Source organism: Lipingzhangella rawalii (assembly GCF_031628175.1).
Lineage (GTDB): Bacteria > Actinomycetota > Actinomycetes > Streptosporangiales > Streptosporangiaceae > Lipingzhangella_A > Lipingzhangella_A rawalii.
In genome coordinates, this window is the sequence record NZ_JAVLVT010000006.1 from 81,071 (window position 1) to 91,600 (window position 10,530).

Annotated in this window: 7 protein-coding genes; all 7 read left to right on the plus strand. The window is 66.4% G+C overall.

The annotated features are described in order from the left end of the window. Nucleotides 1-648 precede the first annotated feature (648 nt). Complete coding sequence (gene dnaN, locus RIF23_RS14320; RefSeq protein WP_310913027.1) at nt 649-1,839, plus strand: DNA polymerase III subunit beta; 1,191 nt, start codon at nt 649-651, stop codon at nt 1,837-1,839. 80 nt (nt 1,840-1,919) lie between these two features. After that, nucleotides 1,920-2,834 (plus strand): phosphogluconate dehydrogenase (NAD(+)-dependent, decarboxylating), encoded by a 915-nt coding sequence (gnd, locus tag RIF23_RS14325; protein ID WP_310913028.1) that lies wholly within the window; start codon nt 1,920-1,922, stop codon nt 2,832-2,834. Nucleotides 2,835-2,936: 102 nt separating this feature from the next. Continuing rightward, nucleotides 2,937-4,073, plus strand: a complete 1,137-nt coding sequence (recF, locus tag RIF23_RS14330; protein WP_310913029.1) for a DNA replication/repair protein RecF — start codon at nt 2,937-2,939, stop codon at nt 4,071-4,073. Then, on the plus strand, nt 4,060-4,599 hold the full coding sequence (locus RIF23_RS14335; RefSeq protein ID WP_310913030.1) for a DUF721 domain-containing protein: 540 nt from the start codon (nt 4,060-4,062) through the stop codon (nt 4,597-4,599). Before recF ends, RIF23_RS14335 begins: the two co-directional genes overlap by 14 nt. A gap of 439 nt (nt 4,600-5,038) precedes the next feature. After that, nucleotides 5,039-6,976, plus strand: coding sequence for a DNA topoisomerase (ATP-hydrolyzing) subunit B (gene gyrB, locus RIF23_RS14340; protein ID WP_310913031.1), 1,938 nt, complete (start codon nt 5,039-5,041; stop codon nt 6,974-6,976). 138 nt (nt 6,977-7,114) lie between these two features. Continuing rightward, a complete protein-coding gene (gyrA, locus tag RIF23_RS14345; protein WP_310913032.1) occupies nt 7,115-9,661 on the plus strand; it encodes a DNA gyrase subunit A in 2,547 nt (848 codons plus the stop codon). A 131-nt stretch (nt 9,662-9,792) separates the two neighbouring features. Next, a complete protein-coding gene (locus tag RIF23_RS14350; protein WP_310913033.1) occupies nt 9,793-10,512 on the plus strand; it encodes a DUF3566 domain-containing protein in 720 nt (239 codons plus the stop codon). The last annotated feature ends 18 nt before the right edge of the window (nt 10,513-10,530 follow it).

The window sequence follows — 10,530 nt, forward strand, 5'->3', positions numbered from 1 at the left end:
ACGCACGTCACTCCAGCTAGATTTCCGACATTTCGACGGGCTGGAGTCCCTCGTTCGTCTCGCTGCGGCATACCCACCACTTGTGGAAAACTCGTGGAAAACTCTGGGGACAACAGCCCGAAAGTTGTGGGCAACTTGGGGAGGAGCTGTGAACAGCCGGTGGATAGTCGATACTGAGATCACATCATCGGCTCACTAGTCCTGTGGGTATCCGGGGGACAACTCGTGGACAACTCGTGGACAAACATCGGGATGCTTGTGGATCCGCAGTGAACCTCCACAGGTTCCACAGTTGTCCCCAAGCGCTACCCACAAGGTCGGTGGATAAAAACTTCCGGGATGACCTGCGCAAACAATAGTTGTCCCCAGTTTCCACACCCCCTACTACTACGACGCCCCTATAAACACACCCCCACCGCGTCATCCCCGGGACGGGACTGATCTGTGGACACGTGCCCCCTTCCGTTCACCGACAACGGCTGGTTGTCCCCAAGCACGTGGAGGACGTGTTGTGTGGCAACGACCACCCCGCAGTGGCGGTACGGTAAGAACCCGTTCCCCACTCCTCGGCACACCGGTCCACCGGCCCCGGGTTGGTCGGATAGCCCGTGCCCAGCAGGTTCAACCAGCAGGATGGAGAGTCCGATCGTGAAGTTCCGGGTCGAGCGCGACGTACTCGCCGACGCTGTCGCTTGGACCGCACGCACTCTTCCGGTGCGGCCGTCCGTGCCCGTGCTCGCGGGCATCCTCCTGGACGCCGGCGCCACAACGGACGGGGAATCCCCGACCCGACTGCGGCTGTCCAGCTTCGACTACGAGGTCTCCGCCGAGGTCTCCGTGGACATCGACTGCGAGGAGCCGGGAACCACCTTGGTATCGGGGCGGCTCCTCGCCGAGATCACCCGGAACCTGCCTCCACAGACTGTGGAGCTCAGCACCGACGGCGCCAAGGTCATCGTTGTCTGTGGCAGCGCCCGGTTCACCCTGCCCACACTGCCGGTCGAGGACTATCCGGCACTCCCACAGATGCCCGAAGTCACCGGAAGTCTGGGCAGCGACGCCTTCGCCGCCGCCGTGAGCCAGGTCGCGGTCGCGGCCGGACGCGACGACACCCTGCCGATGCTCACCGGCGTGCGTGTCGAGATCGAAGGGGACACCCTCACCCTCGCCGCAACAGACCGGTACCGTCTCGCCGTGCGCGAGTTGCACTGGAATCCACAGCAGCCCGACATTTCCGCGGTCGCGCTGGTTCCTGCCAAGACACTCGCCGACACCGCCAAGTCCCTCACCTCTGGTGCCGAGGTTTCGATCGCCCTGTCCACAACCGAGAGTGGGGAGGGCATGATCGGATTCGCCGGTGGTGGCCGTCGTACCACCACGCGGCTGCTGGACGGAGATTTCCCCAAGTACCGTGCGCTGCTGCCGGACTCCTTCAACGCCACCGCGGAACTCCGGACCTCGAGTCTGATCGAGGCCGTGAAGCGCGTGTCCCTCGTCGCGGAACGCAACACTCCGCTGCGCCTCGCCTTCAGCGAGGGCCAGGTTGTTCTGGAGGCCGGAACCGGCGACGATGCCCAGGCTGTGGAAGTTCTCCCGGCCGAATTCGACGGCGACGAGATCCAGGTGGCGTTCAACCCATCCCTCCTCCAGGACGGTCTGAACGCCATCGACTCCGACATCGCCCGCATGCACTTCACCACCCCCACCAAGCCCGCGATCATCACCGCGAAACCCGTCGACGCGGATGCGGACGCGGACGCGGACACTGAGTCAGAGTCGCCGGACGTGGCGGACGCCACCTACCGGTATCTGATCATGCCGGTCCGGCTCTCCGGCTAGACCGTGCCTAGCGGTTTCCGTCGCGACACACCGGATCGAGGACCACGGAACGGTAGCCCCGGCACAGACAAGGAGTGAACATGCGGCTGGGCATGGTCGGCTTGGGGAAAATGGGCGGCAACATGGCCGAGCGCCTGCGGCGCGACGGCCATGAGATCGTGGGCTACGACACCACTCCCGGAGCCGGGGATGTGGACACCTTGGCCGAGCTCGTGGCCCAACTGCCCGCGCCCCGCGTGGTGTGGCTCATGGTTCCCGCCGGCGACCCGACCGCCGAGACAGTCGCCGAACTCGCCGGCCTGCTCGATGCCGGGGACATGGTCGTCGAGGGCGGAAACTCCCACTACCGGGATGACCGCCACCATGCCGCCCAGCTCGCCGAACGAGGCATCGCGTATGTGGACGCGGGGGTGAGCGGTGGAGTCTGGGGACTCGACAACGGCTACGGAATCATGGTCGGAGGCTCCACCGACGACATCGCCCGGATCCAGCCGATCCTCGACTCGCTCACTCCCACACCGGGCGCCGCGATCCACGCCGGCCACACCGGTGCGGGCCACTTCGTGAAGATGGTCCACAACGGCATCGAGTACGGCATGATGCAGGCCTTCGCCGAGGGATACGAGCTCATGGCCGCCTCCGACGTGGTCACCGACGTTCCGGGAACCTTCGCCAGCTGGCGTGAGGGCACCGTCATCCGGTCCTGGCTGTTGGATCTGCTCGTGCGTGCGCTGGAGGAAGATCCGGAGCTTGCGGGACTGCGCGGTTATGCCGAGGACTCCGGGGAGGGACGCTGGACGGTGCAGGCGGCTGTCGACCACGCGGTCCCCGCCCCCGTGATCAGCTCTGCCCTGTTCGCGCGGTTTTCCTCCCGCCAGGACGACTCCCCCGCCATGAAGGTGGTCGCCGCCCTCCGACACCAGTTCGGGGGGCATGGCGTCCCACGCACTACCCCGCCGGGAAACGATGGTGGGGACCACTCCCCCACCGGCTAGCTTGCAGCCGATGGGCACGTGTTCGCCTGATCCAGCTCCCCACGTCGTGCCCTGGGAGCCGACACCTCTCCTGGCCCGGTCCCCGACCTCCGCGGAGCGACGATGTACGTCTCCCACCTACAGTTGGCCGACTTCCGCTCCTACTCCGAGGCGTATCTGGAACTGGAGCCGGGGGTCAGTACCTTCGTGGGCCAGAACGGACAGGGAAAAACGAACCTCATGGAGGCCGTGGGCTACGCGGCCACCCTCGGCAGCCACCGGGTCTCGAACGACGCCCCACTGGTCCGTTCCGGCGCCGAGCGAGCGGTGGTCCGAGTCGCGGTGGTCCGTGGCGAGAGGCGGGTCACCATTGAGCTGGAGATCGTTCCGGGACGGGCCAACCGAGCCCGGTTGAACCGCGCACCCGCGACCCGGCCACGCGAGGTGGCGGGAATCCTGCGCACCGTGCTGTTCGCTCCCGAGGATCTGGCCCTGGTGCGGGGGGACCCGACCGAGCGGCGGCGCTACCTCGACGACCTGCTGGTGGCGTTGACCCCGCGAATGGCTGGGGTGCGTGGCGACTACGAGCGGATTCTCAAGCAACGCAACGCCCTCCTCCGTGCCGCGGCGGGATCGGTGGAACGTCTGGACGAACCTTCCCTGGAGATCTGGGACGCCCAGCTTGCCCAGGTTGGCGGGGAGCTGCTCGCGGCGCGGCTGGAGCTGGTGGGCAGGCTCCGGCCTCTGGTGGCACAGAGCTACGCGGGCCTGGCGGCGGTGCAGGCCGACGTTCGGTTGGACTACCGCTGTTCCGCCGCACCGGACGAGTCGTGGGTGGAGGCGGGGCCCCACGATGCCCACGTCCTCGCGGAGCACCTCCAGCAGGCACTTCGGTCCGTGCGGCAACAGGAGCTCCAGCGCGGCGTCACTGTTGTGGGACCACACCGCGATGACCTGGTGCTCTACCTGGGAGACCTTCCGGCTCGCGGGTACGCGAGCCAGGGTGAGTCCTGGTCCTACGCCCTGGCGTTGCGGCTGGCGGCGTTCGAGGCCCTCCGGGCCGACGGGGACGACCCCGTCCTGCTCCTCGATGACGTCTTCGCGGAGCTGGACGCCGACCGGCGGTCCCGACTGGCGCGGTACGTGCGCGATGCGGAGCAGGTACTGGTCACTGCCGCGGTGCCCGAGGACGTGCCGGTGGAGCTTCGGGGAACGCGGTTCGAGGTGGACCAGGGAGAGGTGAACGGTGTCGGACGCTAGCGAGTCGTCGAACCAGTCCCCCGGCGCGTCGGAGGCCTCGCCACCGGGGGCGCCTGCCGGAGGTGGGGCGGGTCCACGCCCCGCCGGGGCCGACCTTGCCCGCCAGGCACTCGCGGAGGCACGTGCGCGCGCCAGAGAGCGGGGCGCGAGCGCTGGGGCCGGCGCCCCGCGCAGGGGGGCGGATCGGCGTCCGCGACGGCCCCGGGGGGAGCCTCAGATGTTCGGTGAGGCCGTGCGTGCATGGCTGAACGAACACGGTTGGGCCGACCAGGTGGCCATGGGGGGCGTATTCGGTCGGTGGTCGGAGATCGTGGGAGAGCATGTGGCGCAACACGTGCGACCGGAGTCCTTCGCCGAGGGCGAGCTGACCGTGGTCGCGGACTCCACGACGTGGGCGAGTCAGGTTCGCGTGCTGCGTTCGGACCTACGGCGTCGGCTCAACGAGGAGCTGGGTGATGGATGTGTCGCCGAAATCACGGTTCGTGGCCCCGGAACGAAGCGTCGGCGTGGCGGGCGGGGGAGCTGACCGTGCCTGGGAACCACCCGTGCCCGCCACGCACCCATCCTCGTCAGGGCTTTCGTTTGCGCAGGTCACAGGAATTTTTTGTGGCGTTGGGCGGGTTCGGCACGCCCAAGGAGGTCTGTCCGACCGACATCGGCCACTCAGTTTCCCTTGCGTCGCTTCGATCCTGGTTCCACGTGTGGGGAGTCATCCCCCGCGCCGTTCGTCCATTCCTGTGCGGCACAGCGCCGTGCGTGCCACTTTCTGTCCGTGATCCGGGTATTATGGAAACAGTTCTTCGGGCGCTTCCGCCGGCATGGCTTTCCCGCGGGGGCAGAGGACCAGAGTGCGTGCAGTCGGTGGAGGCCCCGGGTGCGTCTTGACTCCGCCCTGTGGTGTTGTGCGCTCCCGGATGGCGCTCCCTTGAGCCCGGTAGGTGTCCCCAGCAGGAGGGTGTTCTCACTTGGCCTACGACGCTGAGTCAATCACGGTACTGGAAGGGCTCGAGGCGGTTCGGAAACGCCCGGGAATGTATATCGGTACCACCGGTGAGCGGGGGCTGCATCACCTGGTCTACGAGGTTGTCGACAACGCCGTGGACGAGGCGCTGGCTGGTTTCTGCTCGGCGATCGAGGTGACACTGCTGGCCGATGGTGGGGTGCGGGTCGCCGACGACGGGCGTGGTATCCCGGTGGACCAGCATCCGGTGGAGAATCGTCCGGCGGTGGAGGTCGTGCTCACCACCCTGCACGCTGGGGGGAAGTTCGACGGAAAGTCCTACGCGGTTTCCGGCGGACTGCATGGTGTCGGCGTCTCCGTGGTGAACGCGCTGGCGAGCGCCCTGGAGGTGGAGGTCCGCCGGGACGGTCACATCTGGCAGCAGCGTTACGAAGTCACCCGACCGACGGCCGCGTTGACCCGGGGTGGGGTCACGGACAGCTCCGGAACACAGATCACCTTCTGGGCTGACCCCACGATCTTCGAAACCACGACCTACAACTTCGAGACGCTGACCGGGCGCCTCCAGGAGATGGCCTTCCTGAACAAGGGACTGTCCATCACCATCCGGGACGAACGGCCGGAGTTCGTCAACGGTTCTCCTGTGGTGCACACGTACCACTACGACGCGGGCCTGTCCGATTTCGTGCGGCACATCAACGCCCGTCGGGAGCCTGCCCACGCGTCGATCATCTCGTTCGAGGAGGAGGACGAGGGGATCGCCGTCGAGATCGCGATGCAGTGGAACCAGAGTTTCACTCCCTCGGTGCACACCTTCGCCAACACCATCAACACGGCGGAGGGGGGAACCCACGAGGAGGGGTTCCGTACGGCGTTGACCTCCGTCGTGAATCGCTACGCGCGGGAACAGCGCCTGCTGCGGGACAAGGACGACAACCTGACCGGGGACGACATCCGGGAGGGCCTGACCGCGATCATCTCGGTGAAGCTCGCCGATCCGCAGTTCGAGGGGCAGACGAAGACGAAGCTGGGCAACACCGAGGCGAAGTCCTTTGTTCAGCGGGTCACCCACGAGCACCTGCGTGGCTGGCTGGAGCGGAATCCCGGCGAGGCCAAGGACATCGTCACCAAGGCGAGTCAGGCTGCGCGCGCACGGATCGCGGCCCGTCAGGCACGGGACCTGACCCGCCGCAAGACCCTGTTGGAGTCAACGTCCCTGCCCGGAAAGCTCTCCGACTGTCAGTCCACCGAGCCGGAGTCCTCCGAGGTGTACATCGTCGAGGGAGACTCCGCCGGGGGGTCGGCGAAGGGCGGACGGGATCCGCACTACCAGGCGATCCTGCCGATCCGAGGCAAGATCCTCAACGTCGAGAAGTCCCGCATCGACCGCATCCTGAAGAACAACGAGGTCCAGGCGATAATCACGGCCCTGGGCACGGGCGTGCACGACGACTTCGACATTGAGAAGCTGCGCTACCACAAGATCATCCTGATGGCTGACGCCGATGTGGACGGTCAGCACATTCGGACCCTGTTGTTGACCCTGCTGTTCCGGTTCATGAAGCCGCTGGTGGAAGCGGGGTACGTCTATCTGGCCCGCCCTCCGCTGTACAAGATCAAGTGGGACCAGCGCGGCAGCGACGCCGACTATGCGTTCTCCGACCGGGAACGAGACGAGGTCATCGCGGCGGGGCTGGAAGCCGGTAAACGAGATCCCCGACCGCGGGACCTCGTGCAGCGGTTCAAGGGTCTGGGTGAGATGAACGCCAGCGAGCTGTGGGATACCACGATGGATCCAGAGCGTCGGGTGTTGATGCAGGTCACTCTGGACGACGCTGCACAGGCCGACGAGATGTTCAGCGTGCTGATGGGCGAGGACGTGGATTCGCGGCGTTCCTTCATCCAGCGCAACGCCAGGGACGTTCGGTTTCTCGACATCTAGGGGCTTGTGCATGGATGCTGCCCGCCCACCAGCCCGCCGTCGGCTGGCCGACGTGGTGCGTTGCCCGCTCCGTGCCCATCGAGAAGGCCCGAGTCGACCGCTGAGACCAGCGAACGTACGGAGAGGATCGAGCCGCCAGTGACGGATTCGCCCACCCCGGACTCCTCCGGGGACACCGAGACCCAGACGCACCGGGTTGAGCCGGTCGACATCCAGGTCGAGATGCAGCGCAGCTATCTCGACTACGCGATGTCGGTGATCGTCGGTCGGGCCCTACCCGATGTGCGCGACGGTCTCAAGCCGGTGCACCAGCGGGTGCTGTATGCGATGTACGACGGCGGGTACCGGCCGGACCGCGGCTACTTCAAGTGCGCGCGCGTGGTCGGAGACGTGCTGGGTAACTACCACCCGCACAGTGACACCGCCGTGTACGACACCCTGGTGCGGTTGGCACAGCCCTGGGCGATGCGGATGCCGCTCGTTGACGGCAACGGGAACTTCGGTTCGCCGGGCAACGACCCTGCGGCCGCCATGCGCTACACCGAGTGCAAACTCGCTCCCCTGACCATGGAGATGGTCCGGGACATCGACAAGGAGACGGTGGACTTCCGGCCCAACTACGACGGGCGGTCCTCGGAGCCGGTGGTGCTCCCGGCGCGGTTCCCGAACCTGCTGGTCAATGGCTCCGCGGGAATCGCGGTGGGGATGGCTACCAATATTCCTCCGCACAACCTGCGGGAGGTCGCCGACGGGGTGAACTGGTTCCTCGACAACCCCGAGGCCTCCGAGGAGGAACTGCTGGAGGCTCTGATCCAGCGGATCAAGGGGCCGGACTTTCCGACGAGCGGCCTTATCGTCGGCACTCGGGGGATTGAGGAGGCCTACCGTACGGGTCGCGGTTCTGTCACCATGCGGGCCGTCGTCGAGGTGGAGGAAGACAGCCGCGGTCGGCACTGCCTGGTCGTCACCGAACTGCCGTACCAGGTCAATCCGGACAACCTGGCGTTGAAGATCGCCGAGCTGGTCAAGGACGGCAAGGTCACCGGGATCGCCGACGTCAAGGACGAGAGCAGCGGACGCACCGGTCAGCGTCTGGTCATCGTCCTCAAGCGGGACGCCGTCGCGAAGGTCGTCCTGAACAACCTGTACAAGCACACGCAGTTGCAGGAGACGTTCGGCGCGAACATGCTCGCGCTGGTCGACGGTGTGCCCCGCACCCTCCGGCTGGACCAGCTGATCCGGTTGTGGGTGGATCACCAGGTCGAGGTCATCGTCCGCCGCACCCAGTACCTGTTGCGGAAGGCCGAGGAGCGCGCACACATCCTGCGTGCCCTGCTGCGTGCGATCGACCGGATCGACGAGGTCATCTCCCTCATCCGCCAAAGCGCCTCGGCGGACCAGGCGAAGTCCGGCCTGATCTCGCTACTGGAGATCGACGACGTGCAGGCCCGCGCGATCCTGGACATGCAGTTGCGGAAACTCGCCGCGCTGGAGCGTCGCCAGCTCACCGACGAGTACGACGAGTTGATGGCCCAGATCAACGACTACCACGACATTCTGGGATCGCCGCAGCGGCAGCGTCGCATCATCTCCGAGGAACTGACCGAGATCGTGCACAAGTACGGCGATGAACGTCGCACGCACATCGTCCCCGCTGAGGGTGATATGCGGATGGAAGACTTTATCGCCGAGGAGGACGTTGCGGTCACGATCACGCGTGGGGGCTATGCCAAGCGCACCAAGCTGGACGCCTACCGGGCACAGAAGCGCGGTGGCAAGGGTGTGCGCGGGGCGCAACTCCAGCAGGACGACATCGTGCAGCACTTCTTCGTGACCACCACGCACCACTGGATCCTCTGTTTCACGAACAAGGGGCGGGTGTACCGCACGAAGGCGTTCGAACTGCCGGAGGCGGCTCGGGACGCGCGGGGACAGCACGTTGCGAATCTGCTGGAGTTTCAGGCCGACGAGGAGATCGCCGAGGTACTCGCGCTGCGCGACTACGACGTCGCTCCCTACCTCGTGCTCGCGACACGAGACGGGCTGGTGAAGAAGTCACGCCTGGCGGACTTCGACTCCTCCCGTTCGGGGGGGATCATCGCGATCAACCTGCGGGAGGGGGACGAGCTCATCTCCGCCCGGCTGGTGCATCCGGGGGACGACCTGTTGCTTATCAGCAGCCAGGCGCAGGCGATCCGGTTCTCCGCCTCCGACGAGTCGCTTCGCCCCATGGGCCGGGCGACCAGTGGCGTGATCGGTATGCGCTTCCTGGAGGGCGACTACCTGCTCAACATGGACGTGATCTCCGAGTCCGACGGGCAGGCGGACGTGCTCGTGGCGACCGAGGGCGGATACGCGAAGCGGACTCCCGCCGACCAGTACCCCGTGCAGAATCGCGGCGGCAAGGGGGTACTGACCGCCAAGGTGGTCGAGGCGCGGGGCAAGCTCGTCGGTGCGGTGATGGTGGAGGCGGACGACGAGGTCTTCGCCATCACCACGGCCGGTGGGGTTATCCGCACCCGGGCCGAGGAGGTGAAGCGGTCGAGCCGGACCACGATGGGCGTCCGGTTGGTGAATCTCGACCCCGGGAACACTGTGGTCGGGATCGCGAGGAATGCGGAGGCCCTTGGGGACGGCCCGGACGAGGACATCCAGGACGAGGATCTCGAGGAGGAACTGTCCTAGTGCTCTGGCCGTAGGCGGGTCGCTGGTCCGGCGGTCTGCCCTGTGAATAGGGTGATCTACCCGGCTCGCAGCGCGGGCGGGTCGGGTATCGACACTGGTTCGCTCCAATGAACGGAAAGTCCAGCGATAACGTGGCAAAGTCGACAGAGTCCCAGAAGGCCGCCAAGAAGCCAGTCACGACGGACACGGATGGTGAGGAGCATCCCACCACCGACGCCGATGCTGTGGACTCCGACTCCACCACCGACAGCACCGGCACCAGCGAGAACGACAGCACGGACTCCACCGAGACGGACGGAGACGCGGCTGGGACGGACGGCGGCTCCGGAGGCGAGGAGAAGGGGGCGGCGTCTGCGCAGCAGGACGACAGTACAGACTCTTCGGACTCTGCTGCCGAGGACCGCACCCAAACCGGCGTGGCGGGCGTGGGCGGCGCCGGCCGGGGATCATCGCCGGCGGCGATCAAGGCGGTTCGCCGGGCACACCTCACCCTGAGCCGGGTGGAGCCGTGGTCGGTGATGAAGTTCAGCTTCATTGTGTCGCTGGTCTGCTTCATCATCCTGTTCGTCGCGGTCGCCGTCATCTACGTGATTCTCGCGAGTCTCGGTGTCTTCGACGCGGTGACCGACCTGATCTCCTCCCTGGTCGAAGGTGGCGAGGCCGAGGAGGATGCGATCGGGATGAACCCGGAGACATGGTTCGCGCCGGCCCGGGTGCTCGGGTACACGGGGCTGATCGGTGCGTTGAACATCATCCTGATCACGGCACTGGCCACGGTTGGGGCGATGATCTACAACCTGGCGGCTGACTTGGTGGGCGGCCTGGACATCACCCTGAGCGAGATCGAGTGAGCACGGTTCGACACAGCT